24 protein-coding genes and 1 tRNA gene are annotated in these 16,947 nt (G+C 66.8%); 15 read left to right on the top strand and 10 right to left on the bottom strand.

All coding sequences use genetic code 11. From position 1 onward, the window contains the following. The first annotated feature begins 183 nt into the window (after positions 1-183). From VJ162_RS04625 to VJ162_RS04615, 3 genes are all read left to right on the top strand, one after another. Positions 184-453, top strand: coding sequence for a DUF7553 family protein (locus VJ162_RS04625; protein ID WP_324662717.1), 270 nt, complete (start codon positions 184-186; stop codon positions 451-453). 46 nt (positions 454-499) lie between these two features. After that, positions 500-574 (top strand) — tRNA-Val (locus VJ162_RS04620). Between the two features lie 230 nt (positions 575-804). Continuing rightward, the gene (locus VJ162_RS04615; RefSeq protein ID WP_324662715.1) at positions 805-1,368 is read left to right on the top strand and encodes a hypothetical protein; all 564 of its coding nucleotides are present in this window, start codon (positions 805-807) and stop codon (positions 1,366-1,368) included. Here VJ162_RS04615 and VJ162_RS04610 read toward each other — a convergent pair. The 3 genes from VJ162_RS04610 to VJ162_RS04600 all read right to left on the bottom strand — a co-directional run bounded on the left by VJ162_RS04610 (position 1,365) and on the right by VJ162_RS04600 (position 3,255). After that, a complete protein-coding gene (locus VJ162_RS04610; RefSeq protein ID WP_324662713.1) occupies positions 1,365-1,715 on the bottom strand; it encodes a TRAM domain-containing protein in 351 nt (116 codons plus the stop codon). The genes VJ162_RS04615 and VJ162_RS04610 overlap by 4 nt on opposite strands. A 38-nt stretch (positions 1,716-1,753) precedes the next feature. Beyond that, a complete protein-coding gene (locus tag VJ162_RS04605; RefSeq protein ID WP_324662712.1) occupies positions 1,754-2,128 on the bottom strand; it encodes a hypothetical protein in 375 nt (124 codons plus the stop codon). An 80-nt stretch (positions 2,129-2,208) separates the two neighbouring features. Then, positions 2,209-3,255: a phytoene/squalene synthase family protein gene (locus VJ162_RS04600; protein ID WP_324662711.1), complete on the bottom strand. Its 1,047-nt coding sequence runs from the start codon at positions 3,253-3,255 to the stop codon at positions 2,209-2,211. Positions 3,256-3,418: 163 nt separating this feature from the next. Here VJ162_RS04600 and VJ162_RS04595 point away from each other — a divergent pair, with 163 nt between their 5' ends. Continuing rightward, positions 3,419-3,652 (top strand): hypothetical protein, encoded by a 234-nt coding sequence (locus VJ162_RS04595; protein ID WP_324662709.1) that lies wholly within the window; start codon positions 3,419-3,421, stop codon positions 3,650-3,652. A 138-nt stretch (positions 3,653-3,790) separates the two neighbouring features. Next, positions 3,791-4,696 (top strand): hypothetical protein, encoded by a 906-nt coding sequence (locus tag VJ162_RS04590; RefSeq protein WP_324662706.1) that lies wholly within the window; start codon positions 3,791-3,793, stop codon positions 4,694-4,696. 48 nt (positions 4,697-4,744) lie between these two features. Here the strand turns inward: VJ162_RS04590 and VJ162_RS04585 are convergent, their stop codons facing one another. Further along, positions 4,745-4,879, bottom strand: a complete 135-nt coding sequence (locus tag VJ162_RS04585; protein WP_324662705.1) for a hypothetical protein — start codon at positions 4,877-4,879, stop codon at positions 4,745-4,747. 138 nt (positions 4,880-5,017) lie between these two features. Between VJ162_RS04585 and VJ162_RS04580 the strand changes: the two genes are divergently transcribed. Further along, on the top strand, positions 5,018-5,191 hold the full coding sequence (locus tag VJ162_RS04580; RefSeq protein WP_324662704.1) for a hypothetical protein: 174 nt from the start codon (positions 5,018-5,020) through the stop codon (positions 5,189-5,191). 43 nt (positions 5,192-5,234) lie between these two features. On the opposite strand, the gene VJ162_RS04575 is transcribed toward VJ162_RS04580, so the two are convergent. Beyond that, positions 5,235-6,335: a hypothetical protein gene (locus tag VJ162_RS04575; protein WP_324662703.1), complete on the bottom strand. Its 1,101-nt coding sequence runs from the start codon at positions 6,333-6,335 to the stop codon at positions 5,235-5,237. An 81-nt stretch (positions 6,336-6,416) separates the two neighbouring features. After that, positions 6,417-6,914 (bottom strand): FlaD/FlaE family flagellar protein, encoded by a 498-nt coding sequence (locus VJ162_RS04570; RefSeq protein ID WP_324662702.1) that lies wholly within the window; start codon positions 6,912-6,914, stop codon positions 6,417-6,419. Between the two features lie 165 nt (positions 6,915-7,079). Between VJ162_RS04570 and VJ162_RS04565 the strand changes: the two genes are divergently transcribed. From VJ162_RS04565 to VJ162_RS04545, 5 genes are all read left to right on the top strand, one after another. Further along, positions 7,080-7,973 (top strand): ParA family protein, encoded by an 894-nt coding sequence (locus VJ162_RS04565; RefSeq protein ID WP_324662701.1) that lies wholly within the window; start codon positions 7,080-7,082, stop codon positions 7,971-7,973. Next, positions 7,970-8,989 (top strand): chemotaxis protein CheW, encoded by a 1,020-nt coding sequence (locus VJ162_RS04560; protein WP_324662700.1) that lies wholly within the window; start codon positions 7,970-7,972, stop codon positions 8,987-8,989. The genes VJ162_RS04565 and VJ162_RS04560 overlap by 4 nt, the downstream gene beginning before the upstream one ends. 78 nt (positions 8,990-9,067) lie before the next feature. Continuing rightward, complete coding sequence (locus VJ162_RS04555) at positions 9,068-9,901, top strand: ion transporter (protein ID WP_324662699.1); 834 nt, start codon at positions 9,068-9,070, stop codon at positions 9,899-9,901. Positions 9,902-9,943: 42 nt separating this feature from the next. Continuing rightward, entirely contained in the window at positions 9,944-10,099 is a 156-nt protein-coding gene (locus tag VJ162_RS04550) for a hypothetical protein (protein ID WP_324662698.1), read from the top strand. After that, on the top strand, positions 10,099-10,344 hold the full coding sequence (locus tag VJ162_RS04545; protein ID WP_324662696.1) for a DUF7861 family protein: 246 nt from the start codon (positions 10,099-10,101) through the stop codon (positions 10,342-10,344). Before VJ162_RS04550 ends, VJ162_RS04545 begins: the two co-directional genes overlap by 1 nt. Here the strand turns inward: VJ162_RS04545 and VJ162_RS04540 are convergent, their stop codons facing one another. Further along, a complete protein-coding gene (locus VJ162_RS04540; RefSeq protein WP_324662695.1) occupies positions 10,345-10,872 on the bottom strand; it encodes an Rrf2 family transcriptional regulator in 528 nt (175 codons plus the stop codon). Positions 10,873-10,964: 92 nt separating this feature from the next. Between VJ162_RS04540 and VJ162_RS04535 the strand changes: the two genes are divergently transcribed. The 3 genes from VJ162_RS04535 to VJ162_RS04525 all read left to right on the top strand — a co-directional run bounded on the left by VJ162_RS04535 (position 10,965) and on the right by VJ162_RS04525 (position 13,854). After that, positions 10,965-11,321, top strand: coding sequence for a DUF5658 family protein (locus tag VJ162_RS04535; RefSeq protein ID WP_407066826.1), 357 nt, complete (start codon positions 10,965-10,967; stop codon positions 11,319-11,321). Positions 11,322-11,388: 67 nt separating this feature from the next. Next, the gene (locus VJ162_RS04530; protein WP_324662694.1) at positions 11,389-13,188 is read left to right on the top strand and encodes an L-aspartate oxidase; all 1,800 of its coding nucleotides are present in this window, start codon (positions 11,389-11,391) and stop codon (positions 13,186-13,188) included. Between the two features lie 54 nt (positions 13,189-13,242). After that, the gene (locus VJ162_RS04525; protein WP_324662692.1) at positions 13,243-13,854 is read left to right on the top strand and encodes a translation initiation factor IF-2 subunit beta; all 612 of its coding nucleotides are present in this window, start codon (positions 13,243-13,245) and stop codon (positions 13,852-13,854) included. A 17-nt stretch (positions 13,855-13,871) separates the two neighbouring features. Here VJ162_RS04525 and VJ162_RS04520 read toward each other — a convergent pair whose 3' ends face one another. Further along, a complete protein-coding gene (locus VJ162_RS04520; RefSeq protein ID WP_324662690.1) occupies positions 13,872-14,570 on the bottom strand; it encodes an SOS response-associated peptidase in 699 nt (232 codons plus the stop codon). Positions 14,571-14,653: 83 nt separating this feature from the next. Between VJ162_RS04520 and VJ162_RS04515 the strand changes: the two genes are divergently transcribed. Next, entirely contained in the window at positions 14,654-15,037 is a 384-nt protein-coding gene (locus VJ162_RS04515) for a hypothetical protein (protein WP_324662688.1), read from the top strand. 65 nt (positions 15,038-15,102) lie between these two features. On the opposite strand, the gene VJ162_RS04510 is transcribed toward VJ162_RS04515, so the two are convergent. Together VJ162_RS04510 and VJ162_RS04505 are read right to left on the bottom strand one after the other, a co-directional pair. Continuing rightward, positions 15,103-15,849 carry a pirin family protein gene (locus VJ162_RS04510; RefSeq protein WP_324662686.1) on the bottom strand — a complete coding sequence of 249 codons (747 nt, stop codon included), beginning with the start codon at positions 15,847-15,849 and terminating at the stop codon, positions 15,103-15,105. Between the two features lie 78 nt (positions 15,850-15,927). After that, positions 15,928-16,851, bottom strand: coding sequence for an LLM class oxidoreductase (locus VJ162_RS04505; protein WP_324662685.1), 924 nt, complete (start codon positions 16,849-16,851; stop codon positions 15,928-15,930). Positions 16,852-16,947: the final 96 nt, after the last annotated feature.

Raw genomic sequence — 16,947 nt, 5'->3', positions numbered from 1 at the left:
CGCTGCCCGTACACCACACGAATGGCTGTAGTTCGCATTGCGGTTACGGCCCATGTGGATGCCGTCGGGAGAACGCTATGTGTGCAAGGGCGCTACCGTGTCGCGTTACTTCTGTGACCGCCCTGCGGGCTGGTAGCAGGTCTCGCCACAAAGGCTATATCTGTCCCCTGCGAAAGGACAGATATGAACAGACACTTCGAAGACGCCCGATACTACCTCAAACGCGCCGGCGAGACGGCAGGTGTGGGTATCAGAGCCGAACTGGAGCCGGTCGAGGCACGGCTCAGGGAGTTCACCGGCGCCGAGGAAGAACCGGAACCGAGTCGACTGGACGCCGTGAAAGCCGACCTGAAAGCCCTCCAAGAGAAAGCGGAGGGTGAAGCCGAAACCGCAATCGGGCAAGCCCGTGAGCGGATCGGGACGTATCGCGGGAAACAGGCGCCGGACGCGTAATCGGAACGCAATTCTTAAAGTAGCCGCTCGTATAGCTACGGGTGTCGGGTTGGTGGTCTAGTCCGGTTATGACATCGCCTTCACACGGCGAGGGTCGGCGGTTCGAATCCGCCCCAACCCATTTTGCTGCGAACAATCCGTGAGCAGCAAATGCGTCCGAATCCGCCCAACCCATTCTGACGCCGCCTGCGACGAACGGAGTGAGAAGCCAGCGGCGTCTGTCTGGGAGACGAGGATTCTGGGTTCTACCAGGCGGAGACAGCGATCGAAGCGAGCGAGAAGAATCCGCGAGCAGCCCGTGGGTCGCTGTGTTGCCCCAAACGGTAATCCGCTGGAACCGAGTGAGAGCGTATGGACGAGGAGCCGCTACACGAACGTATGGAGACCTACGAGCGCCTCGCCAGTGACGTGGCGGAGGCAACACGGGAACGCGACGAGACGGCGAACGAAATCGGTGACCGGCTCGCAGCCGCGATAACCGAGGCGGTCGAACGGGAGGGCGCCAACGTGGTCCAGAGCGGCCAGTCGAAAGACGGGCACCGGTACCGCTTTACTGCCCGGCTCGACCGGGCGGCGCTGGTGGCGGCGCTGACCGAGACGCTGCCGAACGGGTTCGTCGTCTCGCACGTTAACGACGACGGGACGATGAGCGTCGAGTGGACCGGTAGCGACAGGACACCGTCGAAGCGGGAACGCGGTGCCATCCTGAAGGCGATAATCGCCGAGGAGATGGAATTCGACGGCGACGGGCTTATCGAGTCCGTGCCGACCAGAGAGCGGGTTCTGGCCCGGGCGGTCGAGCTCGGTGTCGAGGAAGACGAGGCGGCCAGCCGACTCAGTCGGCTGGCGACTCTGGAGGTAGTGGACCTGGCCGATGGACACGTCTACCCGGACGAGAACTTCTCGCGGTACTAGACTCGCCCCTTGTAGGATGCGTCGGCGGAGGTGTGGCCGCGGTTAAAGGAGGTGACCGTCGCGCGGATTGGGTCGCCGACGGAACACGACTCTGGCACGTCGTCGGTAAAGAGGACGAACCCCTCGACCTTGCCGACGGCGACGCGGTCGCCGGAGTGGTGGTCGGTAAACTCCGTGATGCCGAACTCGTAGGTCCCGCCGATCTCGACGGGCGGGTCCCGTTCCTGAGCGGCGTCGTGGGCGCGTTTCGAGGCGTTGGCGTCGGCGGAGCCGCGCCGCCGGCGGACGGCGACGACCAGCAACAGGACGACGAGACCGGCGCCGCCGGCGAGCAAGGGGAGTTCCATACGATGGGGTGGGCCGTCCGGCCCCTAATAGATTGCAGTCAGAACCCGAGTCGGTCGAGCAGGCCGCCGCCGTCGTCGTTCGACGCCTCGGGCTCCCAGTCGGTCGGTAGCTCCGCGGCCAGTGCGGCGAGTTCGTCGTCGTCGAACCGCGGGTCGTCGCTGGCGTCGTCGAGCCAGTCGCCCCACTCCGCCTCGGTGAGCAACCCGCGCGATTCGGGCTCCCACTGGTCGACCAGCGCTTCGCGGTCGCGAAACGGGATGTCCATCCCGCTGTCGCCCCAGTACAGCGGGGAGAGCTCGAAGGCGTGGTCATCGCCGTCGAGCCACACCAGCCGGTAGGGGTAGTCGTTGTACAGGAAGACGTCCTCGGGCGTCACTTCCTCGCCGGTGGGGAGTTCGAGCGTATCGGGCATGTCGAACGCTTCGGCCAGCCGTGGCTTGAGCGTTGGGTGCGAACGGGGGGAATGTCCGGCCGAGTGTGACGCGGGTGCCGTCAGTACTCGTGGAGGGGCTGTTCTCGGATGCGGCGACGCAGGTCGCCGATTGCCGGCGAGCTATCGCCGATGAACTGCTGACAGACCGCGTGGACCTCGTCGCGGGTTATCTTGACGTTGCCCTGTTCGATGACGTCGGCGGGCCGCTCGCGCAGTTCGCGGATGGTGCCGACAGCGAGCAGGAACGGGATGGCCCACGCCGAGAGGGTGTTGCCCCGCGTCTCGGGCATCGCTTCGAGCCAGGTCTGGGCGCCGTCGAGATACCCCTCGGCACGGGCGGTGACACGCTCTATGACCGGGACCAGCGCGTCGACGTTGTCGGGGTCGCCGACGTCGCTGTGGTCGAGCCCTTCTTCCTCCAGCAGCTCCAGCGGGAGGTAGACGTTGTTCTCCTCCTCGATGTCGGTTGCGGCGTCCTTGGCGACGTTTACGAGCTGGAGCAGGAGGGCGAACGCGCGGGCGTTTGCCTCCATCTGTTCGGTCTGTTCTTCCGTGGCTTCATGAGAGACCAGGGCCGTCACGAGCGTGCCGACGGTGCCGGCGGCGTACCAGCAGTACTCTTCCAGTTCGTCCAGCGTCTTGATGCGCAGGCCGCCGTCGTCGGCGTAGCGGTCGACGAACATCGCCATCCCGTCGACGAGTTCGCGCACCGGGCCGCGGATGCTCTCTAGGGCGTGGTTGTCCAACGAGCGGAAGACGCCCACGGCGCGGGCGGCGTTGTCGACGACCTCCCAGTCGTCGGTCAGCGTGTCCGGTAACCACTCGGCCACGGCGTCGTCGAACGTCCTGACGGACGCGTCGGTGTCCGGGTCCAGTGTCCGACTGTAGAGTGTGAGCAGTTCCGACTGGGCTGCCGGGGGGATGTGGCCGGCGTCCTCGATTGTGTCGGCGACACGGCAGAGAAGATAGCCGACACAGATATCCCGCGCCATCGGCTCGTCGAGTTCCGCAATTGTCAAGCTAAACGTCCGCGACACCTTGTGGACGGCGTCGTAGCACCACTCAATGTCCTCCTGTGACGACCGACCAGTGTGGTTCTGAGACATTCCCGTCACCCGGGATAAGGCATACTGTAATAAAAAGGGTTGGCTACGGAGTCGCCCCCTCCGGCGGCGCCGGGCGCGGGGATGGTGGTCGAAGCGCCACCCCTAAATTCGCCAGGCCCCTCTGTCGGGATATGCACACCGGGCACACTGCGGGGAGCGGTCGATGAACCGCAACGACACCATCGTTCTGGGGTTGACTGTCGCCGCGGTGGTCATCGTCCCCGGACTCGCCAACGGCTTCCTGAGCCAGATGGGGTATCCGTGGGTCGGCAGCGCCGTCTGGGCCATGGGCTACGGGCTCGGCGTCGTCTTCATCTGGTACGAGTGGATTCGCCCGCTCGACATCACCGGCCCCGAGGGCGTCGGCTACGCGGAGGACGACTCGGCGGACGAATAGCGGCGATCAGACCGGCGGCCAACGGCGAACACGGGACTGACAGCGCAGGTCAGTACTGCCGGACGGCGTCTGCGTTCGGTCGGCTCTCGCCCACGTAACTTTAGTCGGCAGGGGTCATACGGGTCTACACTCTGGGCTATGCGAGGAGAACCCGCCGCCGTGCTGGAACAGCACCAGTCGGTGGTCGTCGGCCACGCGGGCGTCGCGAGTGTCGGGGAGACACTCGGACTGGTCCCCGGCATCACGGCGCTGTCCGAGCCGCCCGAACCGTCCCGTGACCGGTCTTCCGTCACGGTGTTTGCGACCGACTTCGCGAACGGGACGGTACCGCCCGCCGAGTGGCTCGAACGCCTGGCCGCACGCGAGGGACTGACCATCGCCGTCGTCGCCGCGCCCGCGACCGCGGCCGAACTCGACCCGACGACGGCACGGGAAATCGCCCGCCTCCGCTCGGCCGTCGACGCGACGGTCGTCGTCCCGCCGGGCTATCACCGGCGGGGCATCCGCTCGGTCGTCACCACGCTGCATGAACTCATCGCCAGGCCCGGCGTCATCAACCTCGACCCGGCAGACATCCGGACCGTTCTGGACGGCAGCGAGGCGGCCGCGATAACGACCGGCACGGCCACGGACACCGGCGACGTGGCCGCCGACGCGGTCCAGGCAGTCGAGGCGGCCCTGGCGGCGCCATACACCGACGTGGACGACTTCGGGGCCATTCTGGTCAACCTCGTGGGCGGCGAGGACCTGACGCTCGCGTCGGCCGTCGACGCCGTCGACGGCATCCAGGCGGCGATACCCGACGACGCGGTGCTCATCTGGGGTGTCGCCGTCGAGGAGTCCGTCTCGGCGGTCCACGCGCAGGTCATCGCCGGCAGCGACACCACGCCGGCGTTCGACCGGGTGCTGTCCGACGCGCGCCAGCCCGAGGCGGGCGAGAACTGCCCCCGCTGTGGGGGCCACGTGGCCGTCTACTCCCTCGGCGACCGCGAGACGGCCGCCTGTGACGACTGTGGCTACAGCGGGACGAGTACGACGCTTTGAGCGCCAGCCAGCCGCACCGTACCGAGAAGTGAGTACCGGTGAGCGTCGTCAGGCCAGCCGCTCGGTCCGTGCGGCGGCCTTCCAGTCGATGACCGTCTCGTGACAGTGCGGGCAGACGAACTCGGTGAGCTTTGTCGTCTCGTCGTTGTACGTCATTCTGGTGCCACAGGCCGAACACTTCATTATAGATAATTATACTCTTTCGATGGGAATAAATCTTGCCGAAGTGTGCTAGCTTGGCCCATACACTGCTATCGAGTCACCCCTCGGCTGACGCGCGTCTGACTTGGCTTTAGGTATCAGGCTCTCTAACGCTATGCCATGGCAGGCGTAAGACAGGGCGCCACAGTAGAGGACAACGAGCCGGAGAGTGCCGGGGCGCCGCCGGCGGTCCGGATCGACACGGATATCTTCGCGACGCTGACTGAGACGGCCGGACGGGAGAGCGACGACGCGCCGACCATCGTCGGCTGGTTCGACTGCTGGCGTCGGTAAACTGTTAGGGCGGGCGTCGGGGCTGTGCGCGTCTCGACAGGCCTCAGCTGTTCTCGACGAGTCTCGCGGCGATGCGCTGGGCCCCGACAGTGGGGGCCTCGTCGGGCTTGTCGGCCGCCGTCGCCTCCACGTCGCGGTTCAGCTCCTCGCTGAGCCGCGCCTCGAACTCCTCGACGATGCCGGGGATACAGGCCATCCCGCCGGTCAGGACGATGGGCCGGTCCAGCGCCAGCTGGTACACCTTCATGTGTTCGTTTGCCAGCTCCGGCAGGAAGGTGTTTGCCAGCTCGTCGACGGCGTCGTCGAGGTACTCGTCGACGGCGTCCATCACCGACCGCTCGATGGTGAACTCGTGGGTGCCGCCGCCGGGCTGCTGGATGATGTCGGTGAAGGGCTCGAAATCGAGGAAGTCGGCGTGTTCCTCCTTGTACTCGCGGGCGGTCTGGGTGTCGATGTTGACACGGCCCTGGGTCTCCTCCTCGACGTAGTTTGCGATCATGCGGTCGACCTCGTTGCCGGTGACCGCACCGGTCGTGAAGGGCGCGAGCTGCTCGCCGCGGCGGTACGCCGAGGCCTCGAGGTTCGTCGACCCCATGTTGACAGAGATGAATATCTCGTCGATGGCTTCGAGGTCGTCGCCGAAGGCGGGGATGGAGCCACACAGTGACTCCGGATAGCTCTCCATGAGACTGAGACCGATACTGGAGTCCTCGATGACGGATTTCAGGTTTTCGAGGCCCGCGGGGTTGTCGATGGTCGGAATCGCGTAGACGACGCCGCTGTTTGCCGGGATGTCGTTTGCCTCGATGAGCGCCTCGAAGAAGGTCTTGGTCATCTCGGCGCGGTCCTTGTCCTCCGGGAGCCCCGAGCGGAGCATGTACTCGACGCGGTCGGGGTACTCCCGTGCCGCTTCCTCGCCGTAGAGGACCTTCTCCTCGCCGGTCAGGGCGTCCTCGTAGGTCGCCATACAGGTCAGCGTCCGGATGATGCGGTTCTCGGTCCCGTGGCTATCGGGGAGGGCGATGACAGTCCGCGTGCTGCCGAGTTTCACCCCGACCGGAACGGTTCCCCCGCTCGTGCTGGTGTCGTCGGAGTCCGCCGTCGACTCCCCGTTGGCGGCCTCCGCCGCGTCGTCGTCACTCATATACGCTCGGCAGTTATCGCTGCCCCGGTATATAACCTCACGTCAAGAATCAGCGCTGATATCGACCCGCGCTCGAACCTGCTACTCCATGGCGGTCAGCTTCGCGACGTACACCAGACTCAGCATGTGGTCGTCCACGCTGAGGTCGTTGCCGTCGTTGGTGGCCGTCTCGTCGATGCCCAGCAGGTAATCCGAGAGGTCCGACTGCACCTGTTCGGTGATCCAGTCGATTGACTCGTAGTACGCCAGTGCCTCGTCGGCGCCCTTGTACCCCGAGTGCATCAGCAGGAACTCGAGCCACTCGAAGACGACGATTTCGGCGGCGTAGGTCTCGGGCAGCGCCGCGAGGTAGGGCTTCTCGTGACTGTCGCCCGAGAGGAACGGAAGCAGTTCGCGGTACAGCCCCGACCGGAAGGAGCCACCGGCCAGCATCTCCTCGTCGGCCTCTTCGAGCCCCATCTCCAGGTTCGACGGGTCGGGGACGTCCTCGTCGTCGGCCAGCCCGCCGTTTCGGTCGCCGCGCTGGCGAGCCATCTTCCGCAGCTCGTCTAGGTCGTAGTCGCGCGGGTTAATAGTCATGCTTACCCTGTTTCATCTGCGCGAAGTTAAATCTTGCAGTCGGTCTGACGGTCGTCTGACGACGGTTCACGGCCGCTCGGCCGCGAATCCGTCGCGCGCGGCCAGTTACGCGTTTGATAATCGGGGGCGTATTTTTATACCGGGCGGCCTCCGAGTTTGGGGCAGATGAACCGGGGTAAAGCGACTGGCCCTGCCCGGATTTGCGTGACCAACGCGAAAGGCGGGACCGGCAAGACGACGATAGCGATCAACGTAGCCGGGGCGCTGAGCGACCGGGGCCGGGACGTGCTCTTCGTGGACCTGGACCCGCAGGGCAACGCGACCGAGGGGCTGGGGCTCGTCGACGCCTACGACGCCCAGCCGCCGTCGCTGTTCGACGTGCTCACGGGCGAGCCCGAGCTACTGGGCGACATCGTGGTCGAACACGAGGAGATGGACGTGGTTCCGTCCAACATCGATATGTTACAGGCGGAACACGAGCTAACCATCGCCGACCTCATCGCCCGTATCGACGCCCGCGGGCTCGATGTCGACCCGGCCGTCCTCTCCCAGTTCGCCATCAACGTGACACCGGAGATGGTGAGCGGGAGCCACGCCCTCGGCTCGCTCGACAGGGCGCTCGATACAGTGTCGGGCTACGACTACATCATCATCGACTCGCCACCCTTCTATGGCAACCTGACCGACACCGGCGTCTTCGCGGCCAGGCATGTCCTCGTCCCGGCGCTGGCGGAGGCCACCTCCGAGCGGGCCATCGAGTTGCTGATGGACCAGATGGTCGCCCTCGAACAGCAGGCCGACATCCAGGTGGAGATGCTTGGCGTCGTCGCCAACCGCATCGAGACGACCTCCGAAGCCGAGACGATGCTGAAGTGGTTCAAGGCCGCCTTCCCCGACAGCCCGGTGTGGCAGGTCCGCAAACGCGTGGCCCTCCAGCGGGCTTACTCCGCGGGGAACTCGATTTTCGGGACCGAAGAACAGTGTGACATGGCAGAGGTGTTCAGCGACATCGCGGCGCAGTTCGACGAGCAGTTCGGCTACAACAAGGTGACAGCATGACCGACGACCGCATGGACCGAGCAGAGCGCATCAGTAACATGCGCTCGGGCAACAGGGGTACCGACGACGCGGACGACGACTCGACCGACGACGGCAAGGAGAGCCAGTCGCCGACCGGCGACGCCGAGTCGTCCGCCGCCGACGAGACCGACGACCGGGACACGAGTGCCGGCGAGTCCGCGACGGCGAACGAGGACACCGGCTCCTCGTCGACCGACAGCGACGACACGTCGACGGGGTCCGACCCGTCGCCCGGCGGGGCCGCCACGTCGTCGTCGCAGGCGGCCGATAGCGAACCGACGACCGACGCACAGGCGGCCGCCCAGCGAGCGGCCGAGTCCGCCGCGGAGGTCATGGGGGCCGGTGAGAGTGGGGCCACAGCGGCCAGCGAGGGCGCCGAGACCGGGGCGACCGGCGACACGCCTGGCGCCACCGGTGCCAGCACGGTCCCCGGCGATATCAGCGGCGTCGAGCTCCCCGACCAGCACCTCCTGGAGGCAGCGATGGCGACCTCCTCCGTCGAGTCCACCGAGGGCGGCGCCCGGGCGGCGATGGAGGGCGAGGCCACCCAGTCCGAGGAGGTCGTCCGCGTTCTGGAGTTCGCGCTGGGCGAGGAGTACTACTGTCTCGACATCGAGTACGTCGAGGAGATCGTAAAGCGGGACGCGGTCACGCGGGTGCCAAACACCCCGGCGTTCGTCGACGGCGTCGTCGACCTGCGCGGCCAGATCACGACTATCCTCGAACCGAAGGAGATGATGGACATCGAGGGCGAGGGCGACCAGAACCTCATCATCGTCTTCGACCCCGACCAGTTCGAGGACCAGGGCGCTATCGGCTGGGTCGTCGACGAGGTCCGGCAGGTCGTCCCGGTGCCCGAGTCGGATATCAACCATCCGCCGGTCGACGCCGAGTACATCAACGGCGTCGTCGACCGCGAGGAGTACGACGAGTTCGTCATCTGGGTCGAACCGGAGGACGCGCTGGCACAGGCGACGGCGACCGAAAACGAGTAGCGCCCTTCTTTCCCTACGTCTGTGGCGTCGGTCCGAACCCGAGCCTCTACGTAGCTGTCCGTTCGAACACCGTGTACGATGGGTGGTTCGACCGCCGCGAGCGACGTGCGAGAGCAGGTGCGGTTCTACCTGCTGGACCACGAGACCCCGTTGGGCAAGGTGATAGACATCGCCTTGCTGGTGTTGAACCTCGTGTTCATCGCGGTGTTTGTCGCCGAGACATACCCGGTCAGTGCCGAGACAGCGGCGCTGCTCTGGCGGGCCGAAGTCGCCATCACGGCCGTCTTCCTCGCCGAGTACGGGCTCCGGCTCTACGGCGCCCGCAACCGGGGCGCGGAGTTTCTCAACGCTTACACGATGGTGGACCTGCTCGCCATCCTCCCGACGCTCGCCATCGTCGTCTTTCCGGTCTCCGCGGTCGGGGTGAACATCGGATTCCTGCGCGTCCTTCGCGTGATTCGCGTGCTCCGGTTCTACCGGTTTACCGACGATGCGGACTTCTTTTTCGGGACTATCGACGACAACACCCTGCGTGCGGCGAAGCTGTTGCTGACGGTGCTTGTCATCTTCTTTATCACCGCCGGTCTGTTCTACAGCGTCGAACACCGTCACAACCCCGGCGTGGCCACGTTCGGCGACGCGTTTTACTACACGGTGGTGACGATAACGACCGTCGGCTTCGGGGATATAATCCCCGTCACGGCTGCCGGTCGGCTGGTGACGGTCGGGGGCATCATCACCGGCATCATCCTGATTCCGTGGCAGGCCGGGAAGATAGTCAAGGAGTGGCGCTCCCGGGAGAAGATAACCGTCACCTGCCCGAGCTGTGGCCTCTCGTATCACGACCCCGACGCCTCCCACTGCAAGGCCTGCGGGCACGTCATCTACCAGGAGTACGACTCCCGGGAGTAGGGTCGCCGAACGGCTTTTCACGATTCCGGGTGAAGCCCCGGTATGGCACTCAGCGACCATCTCGACGAGGCCGGCCCCGGAACGATGCTGCTCGTCGGCTTCGTCCTGTTTGTGTTCCCCGAACCGGCGACCTCCGCTCTCGGCGCCGGGCTCCTCCTGCTCGGTAGCGCCTGGTGGTTCTACGAGTGGGGGCGGTAGTGGCCCACGACCGCATCCACGCGCGGGAGCCGACCCACCACGTCGAGCGGTGGTCGGTCGGAACCGTCGAGTCCGTAGGCGAACGCCACGGTCACTGCGTGGTCGGGGTCGAGACGCCGGACGGCGAGACGGTAGAGCTGGTCGTCACGCTCGCTATCTGCGAGCTCTTCCGTTCCCGTCTGGATATCGACGAGGGGGAGTCACCGGTCGGCGAGCGGGTGTGGTATCGGAAACACGGCGGCTAGCTACTCCGGTTCCTCGACCGGCGCTTCCAGCTGTGCGATGTCGATAATCAGCGTGTTCGAGGTGTCGTCGACGGCCTCTATCGTGCCCGCGACGACCAGGCCCGACAGCGGCGTCGGCCCTGCGGCGACGGCCTGCCCGACGCTGAAGTCGGCGACGGACTGCTGGAGGTGCAACTCGGCGCGGCAGCTCTCGGGGTGGTGGACGCTCTTAAACGTTATGCGGTCGACGGTCACGTCGAGGCGCTCGTAGTCGTGCGCGACGGTGACGGCCGCCGAGTCGGACAGCGGTTCGCGACCGAGCGCCTGGAAGGCCAGGTCTGTCGGTTCGTAGCCGCCGGCCGGCCCGGAGACACCCTCTACGACGCCCAGTTGTGCCAGCCGCTGCATCTGGTTCTGGATGGTGCCGAGGCTGCGGTCGACCGAATCCGCGATCTCCTGTGCCTTGACCGGCCCCTCGTCCGGCCGATGTTTGTTGACCAGCGCAGTCAGTGTCTGTCGCTGACTCGTGGTCAGGTCGATCTGGACCATATCCCGGGTAGCGCCAGCGCACCCATATGTGTGTGGGTAGCGACCGCGTTTGCTTCCGAGCGCTCATGTCGCTGGGGCCCCGATATGAACAGGTGCCGGTCGTTGCAACCTCCGAGGCCGACGACGCACTCCTGACCCTCCGCCGGGAGCGACGCATGACCCGAACTCACGCCGTCCTCTGGGCGCTCATCCTCGCGACCACTGTCGCCGACATCCTGCTGACGATGGTGGGGCTCTCGGCGGGGTTCCGCGAGGGCAACGTCGTCCTCGCGGCGATGCTCGCGGACTTTGGCCTCCTTGGGCTCTGGCTCGTGAAGTTCGCGGCGATGGTCTGGCTGGTCGCAGGCTGGGCGCTGCTTGACGACCGCAACGCCGCCGTCTTCCTGGCGCTGTTTGCGACAGTCACCGGCGCCGTCGTCGTCTCGAACGCCCTGCTGGTGTTCGGGTGACTGCCGGTTTCGCGCGCAAGCGCGCACGCGCGCGAAGCTTATCCGTCTACAGCCCCTACCTGAAATCATGCGAGACCGCCTGCAGACGGCCGACGGGACGGCTGACCGCGACGAGACCACCGACTACGAGACGGTGTCGGTCCCGGTGCTGGTCGTCGGCGCGGGCGCGGCGGGCGCCCGGGTCGCGATATCCCTCGCGGACGCGGGCGTCGAGCCGCTTGTCATCGGCAAGAGCGACCACGGGGACGCCCACACGACGTGGGCGGCCGGCGGTATCAACGCCGCACTGGGGAGCCTCGACCCCGAGGACGACTGGACGGTCCACGCCGCCGACACGCTGGACGAGGGCCACTACATCAACGACCCCGAGGCGGTCGAACTGACGGCGAAACACATGCCCGACCGCATCCGGGAACTGGCCGACTGGGGGATGCCCTTCGACCGGACCGACGCGGGCGAGATCAATCAGCGCTACTTCGGCGCCCAGTCGTTCCGGCGGACCTGCTTCGTCGGCGACCGTACCGGCGAGGCGATACTCGACGCGCTGGTCGCGAAAGCCCAGGACATGGAGATACCCTACCGGGACAACGTGATGGTGACGCGCCTGCTGACCGACGGCGAGCGGGTCGCAGGGGCGATGGGGTTTGACATGGAGAGCGGCGAGTTCGTCTGCTTCCGGAGCGACCACGTGGTGCTTGCGGCAGGGGGGTCCTCGGCGCTGTACGAGCGCCACTCCTCTCGCGAAGACGAGAACAACGCCGACGGGCCTGCCCTGGCTCTCGGTGCGGGAGCGCGGCTCATGGACATCGAGTTCGTCCAGTTCCACCCGACCGGGATGGTCGGCGCCCGCTACGGTGAGGAGTGGGACGGTCGCCTCGTCACCGAGGCAGTCCGTGGCGAGGGCGGGCGGTTGCTCAACGCCGACGGCGAGCGGTTCATGGAGGAGTACTCCCCCGACCAGATGGAACTGGACGCCCGCGACGTGGTCGCCCGCGCTATCGCCCAGGAGATACGCGAGGGGCGGGGCACCGACAACGGCGGCGTCTACCTGGACATCTCCCACCGCGAGGACCAGTACATCCGCGACCGGCTCCCGAGCATGGTCGAGCGGTTCGACTCGCTCGGCGTCGACATCACCGAGGAGCCGATGGAGGTCGCGCCGACGGCCCACTACACCATGGGCGGGGTCGACATCGACTTCTCGACGGGCGAGACAGGCGTGGACGGGCTGTACGCCGTCGGCGAGACTGTCGCGGGGGTCCACGGCGCCAACCGACTCGGCGGAAACTCGCTGGCCGAAACGGTCGCCATCGGCAAGCTCGTCGGCGAACACGTCGCCGGGCAGGTCGACGCCGATGCGGCGCCGGCGCTCACCGACGGCCAGCGCGCGCTCGCCGAGCGGGAGTTCCGCTCGCTCGCGGCGCTGGAAGCCAGCGACGGCGACGTGACCGCCCGCGAGCTGCTTGCCGACCTGGGTGAAATCCTCTGGGAGCACGCCGGTATCCTCCGGGACGAGGCGTCACTGAAACAGGGGCTGGCCGAACTCGACGCGCTCCGGGAGCGGACGGCCGACCTCCGTATCGAGGGCGACCGCACGAGCCGCGACTTCGAGTTCGCCGTCGACCTCTCCTTTAGCCTCCCGATAGCCGAGGCGATACTGCGTGGGGCCCTCGAACGCTCGGAGTCACGTGGCGCACACTACCGGACGGACTACCCCGAGACCGACGGCGACTGGCAGCGAAACATCGTCGCCAGCGAGGAACCGACCGGGCTGGAACTGCGGACTCGCGGCGTGGCCGAACCCAGCCCCGAGGTTCAGGACGCGGTCGATACCGGGTACGAGCTGGACTACCACCACCTGGAGTGACAGTGCCAGTGACTATCACGGAACGCCTTTAATCCCGAACCCCCTCCCTTCCGTATGAACTACGAAGCCGCTCTCGACAGAGCCTACGACGTGCTGCCGGACCAGCCCCGAGAGGCCGGCGACCGCCTCTCGATCCCGGAGCCCGAGGGACAGACGGACGGCGCCTTTACACGCCTGACGAACCTTGAAGCCATCGCCGACGCGCTCTCGCGTGACGCACAGCACCTCCACAGCGCCATCCAGCGCGAGTTCGGGACCAACGGGCAGTTCGACGGCGGCGAGGCCCGCTACAACGGCTCGTTCGACATCGCCGACTTCCAGGCGGCTGTCGACGCCTACGTCGCCGAGTATGTCACCTGCTCGGAGTGTGGCCTACCCGACACTATCCTCAAGACCGAGGACGGCGTCGACATGCTACGCTGTCAGGCCTGTGGTGCCTTCCGCCCGGTCTCGAAGGGGTCGAGTACGACGAGCCAGCAGAACACGCCCACGCTCGAAGAGGGCGAGACCTACGAGGTCAAGATCACCGGCACCGGTCGCGAGGGCGACGGCGTCGCCGAGAAGGGCAAGTACACCATCTTCGTCTCCGGCGCCCGCGAGGGTCAGGTCGTCAACGCCTACATCGAGTCCATCAGCGGCACGCTGGCGTTTGGCCGGGTTCAGTAGCGCGGCCGACTGCGCAACTACACGTCTACTTCTTCGATAAGCGCCGGTGAGTCGTGACTGGGACTGTTGACGGCCGTCGATACCGGGTAGCTCCGCATCGGGCCGTCGTAGGGGGAAAGCAGGTCGGCGACGGTGTCGGTGTCACCAGTGAGCCACGCCGACTCCTCGTCGGGGTCGAGACTCACGGCCATCCGGTGGTGGAGTTCCCGGACGGTGTCGTTTGGCTCCGTCGTGACGATAGTGAACGTCTCGACGACTTCGTCCTGACCGCCGCTCCCAGTGCTACCGAACTCCCCCAGCCCAGTCTGGCGCTGTGGGGGCTCCCACCGCTCGTAGAGGCCCGCCATCGCGAAGAGGGCGTCGTCGGGCAGGGCCACGCGGTAGGGCTGTTTGGTCCCGCCTTCCTCGACCCACTCGTACATCCCGTCGGCGGGCACCAGACACCGCCTCGACTCGTACGCGTCGGCAAACGAACGCTTCTCGGCCAGCGTCTCCGCTCGGGCGTTGATGTAGCCGTGGTCGGTCCGGTCGTCGGCAAAGGACGGCACCAGTCCCCACTCCATGCGCTGGATGGTGTCGGGGTCGTCGCCGGTGATGACCGGGAGCGACTGGCTCGGCGCGGCGTTGTAGCGGGCTTCGAAGTCGAAGTCGAACGCGGCGTCGAAGCGGGCCTCGATGTCGTCAGCGGGTGCAAAGAGACTATAGCGGCCACACATACTCGCCTGGAGGGGACGACAGGGCAAAAGCCCGGGGCCTTCCGCCCGCGATTTTAAACGCTATCGCACCGTAGTCACCACCGATGACGGGTGCCCCCTCGTTCTCGATTCCGGCCCGGCCGACTCGCCGGTACCCCCACGGCAGCGGCGTCGAGTACGAGGGCGGCACGGAGTTCGAACTACGGCCGGACCACCGATACACCGAGCCGGAGCTGGCGGCGGTCGTCACCGACATCCTGGCCGACGGCCCCTATCGGTACGGGGACTTCCACGACCTCCCGATGCCGCTGTGGCTGGTCCGCGACGAGGACACCGCCGACGTGTTCCGCGTGGCGGTCCGGGACGGGACCGTGCGCCTGCACGTCCTGCCCGAGACCGAATCCGCGGGGCTCCGGCGGTTCTACGAGCGGCTCCGTGACGCCGACCCGTCGCTCTCGTGGGCCGTCGACCGCCGGGTCGACGCGTAGCGGTCGCATACTGTCGGCTATAGCAGCAGATAGCGAACGACCTCACACACCTACAGCCGACAGCATCAGCGACCGATAGTGCCCTGTCGCGTGACTCGGGCCGTCGGGTCGACGTTGAACGCGACCACTACGGCGTCACTCGCCGCGGTCATCGTCTCCGTGGCATCCTCCACAAGCAGGCCGCTCTCGGCCTGACCGAACTGCGTGCCAGCGACGGTCACCTCGCCCTCGAAGACGTAGAAGTACGTGTCCCAGTCGTCGACCGTCGGGAGGTCGACGCTGGTCCCCGCACCGAGCCTGACGTCGTGGCAGTGTACCTGGTTGCGGACGGACGCCGGCGCGTCTGTGCCGTCGGGGCCGAACAGGTGGCGCCACTCGCCCTCGACAGGGGCCGGAATCGGCTCGTGCTGTATCCCGGGCTCCAGCCCGAGGCTGTGGGGTCGGACGAATATCTGCAACATCCGCAGCGGCGGGTCGTCGGCCAGCGTGCGCTCCTCGTGCCAGAACTCCCGGCCGGCGTTCATCACCAGCAGGTTCTGGGGGTCGGTGACCAGTTCGTTGCCCTGCCGGTCGTCGTGGCGCATGACGCCCTCGGGGACCCACGAGATTATTTCCTCGTTGCGGTGGGGGTGCATCCCGATGAGCGTGCCCGGGTCCATGAACGACTCGACGACCGTCGCCAGCGGGCCGTAGCCGTGGTCGTCGTGGTCGGGGAGGTTCCGGCCGGGGAAGTTGAAGTGGGTCCGGAACTTCCCCTGGTCCTGCGAGACAGTCGTTCTGGGGGCTTTGTACAGTAGCTTCGACTGAGTCATGATACGACACTTTCGCGCCGGAGCCTGATATACGCGCGGACGGCGGGAGCGGCGCCTGTACAGCCGTCGCCGACCGTCTCAGAACTCGCCGAGGACGTCGGCCGCGAAAGTCTCCATCGCCGCCTCCGGGTCGTCGGCTTCCAGCCCGACGATGGCGTGGTCGAGCCCGTAGGATTCGAGCCGGCCGAAGTAGTCCCGGAACCACTCGACGCCGGCGCGGAACCCCAGGTGGAGCGGGTCGGCGCCGGCCGTCGGGTCGTCGGCGATAGCCACCCGGACGGCGATGGCGAACGGCTTGTCCTCAGTCCGGTCGCGCCAGCGGTCGAGATACGACTGCAGCGTGGACTCGGGCAGGTGATAGAACAGCCAGCCGTCGCCGTGGTCGGCTATCCACGACTCGGACTGGCGGGAGTTGCCCGTCGGCAGGAGCGGCAGCGTCTCCGTCGTCGGTTTCGGAAGCACGTCGAGGTCGCCGTCGAGACGGCCCCACGATCCCTCTATCTCGGGGAACTCCCCGCGCCAGAGAGCCCGCATCGCGGCGACCCGCTCGCGGACGAGCTCCCCCCGCTCGTCGGGGTCGACGCCGAACGCCGGATACTCCGGGTCGCGGTCCCCGGAGGCGACGCCAAGCACCAGCCGCCCGCCGGAGAGCCGGTCGACGGTCGCGGCCGATTTGGCTACGTGGATTGGGTGCCGAAGCGGGAGGACGACACTCGACGTTCCCAGCGCCACGTCGTCGGTGTGAGCGGCCAGATGCGAGAGCAACGGCCACGTGTCGAACGCGCCGCCGGCGTCCCCGAAGCGGGGCCAGAACGTCGGGACGTCCCTCGCCCAGAGCCCGTCGAACCCGAGCGACTCGGCCCGTTTTGCCAGTTCGACCTCCTCGTCTACGGCCGGCGTGGACTCCCGGACCCCAGTCAGTGGCAGTCCAAGCCCGACGGAGAGCCCGTCGCCGTCGAACAGCTTGCGATAGCCGGCGTTCTCGTAGCCGCGTCCGGTCATTGCCGGCCATATCCGCTGGAGACGTTTCCGTGCTGGGGTCGCGGGTTCCGCCGTAAGTCACGACCGACCGCAAATTAATACACCTTGGGCGAATTA

Origin of the sequence: Haloarcula sediminis (genome assembly GCF_035656455.1) — an archaeon.
Lineage (GTDB): Archaea > Halobacteriota > Halobacteria > Halobacteriales > Haloarculaceae > Haloarcula > Haloarcula sediminis.
This window is presented reverse-complemented; position numbering and strand designations above follow the sequence as displayed.